This is a genomic window from Mesorhizobium sp. WSM4822, assembly GCF_055811155.1.
On sequence record NZ_JBVVQM010000070.1, the window covers coordinates 1 to 837 of the forward strand.

The following is an 837-nucleotide window of genomic DNA, read 5'->3' on the forward strand; positions in this document are numbered from 1 at the left end:
CACCATGTTGTCGGTATGATCGGTGGAAGTCGCTATCACGACAGCATGGCTTGGTGATCCCAAGGTCGGATCGAAGCGGTCCAGTTCCTGTCCGGCCGCGCCATTGCCCGACAGGCCATAGTCTCCGAACTTCGAATCTTTAGTGACGCCGTCGAAAACAAAATCGACGCGCGGATCTGTGCTGCCAGGGCACCACTGGTAATATGACCCGGACATGAAGCCTTGCGCGCAAAAGCCAATTCCAACGAGTTGGTTGGGCGTTCTGTCCTGGCGACGCCACATCCCGCCATATTCGCCGGTCGTGCTCATGAAATATTCGCCTGCCTCAGCCGACCAAGCGCGGGAACCATCTTCAGCCCGCCGAACCTCGATCAATCCAGGCAGAGTTGGATGAAACGCTGTCCTCCAATAGAAGCCGTTGCCGCCGAGATACATCAGACGCCCGCCCCGGCCGAGATGGGTCTTCAACGCGTCCCACATCGCCAAAGACACGTATTCGGGATGGCAACCAGTCAAGACGACCTGATAAGGCGCGAGAATGCTTTCTCCTTCGTTGTGGAGATCTTCGTCCGTGATGACGTCTGCGCTGACGCCGAGCGCATCGAGCCAGCCCGTCAGGTACCCGTCACCACCGAACGACCAATATTTTGCATTGAGGGACATGTTGAGGACTGGCCGCAGGCGTGAGGAATAGCAAACGCCGCTTCCATCGCTGTGAAGATCGTAGAGCGATTTTCCGTATTCCGGGTTCTCATCGAGGAAGACATCGTCTTCTCCGAACACCAGAAGGCTGCCCATGCTCATCTCGTCGAGCGGGTCGCGTGCAATGAGCGACTG

The 837-nt window shown here is 57.3% G+C and carries 1 protein-coding gene; it reads right to left on the bottom strand.

Annotated elements, in window-relative coordinates:
* Positions 1–798, bottom strand: a 798-nt coding sequence (locus tag AC0L3E_RS34560) for a N,N-dimethylformamidase beta subunit family domain-containing protein (RefSeq protein WP_473606905.1), incomplete at its 3' end; no start/stop codon positions are given.
* Positions 799–837: the final 39 nt, after the last annotated feature.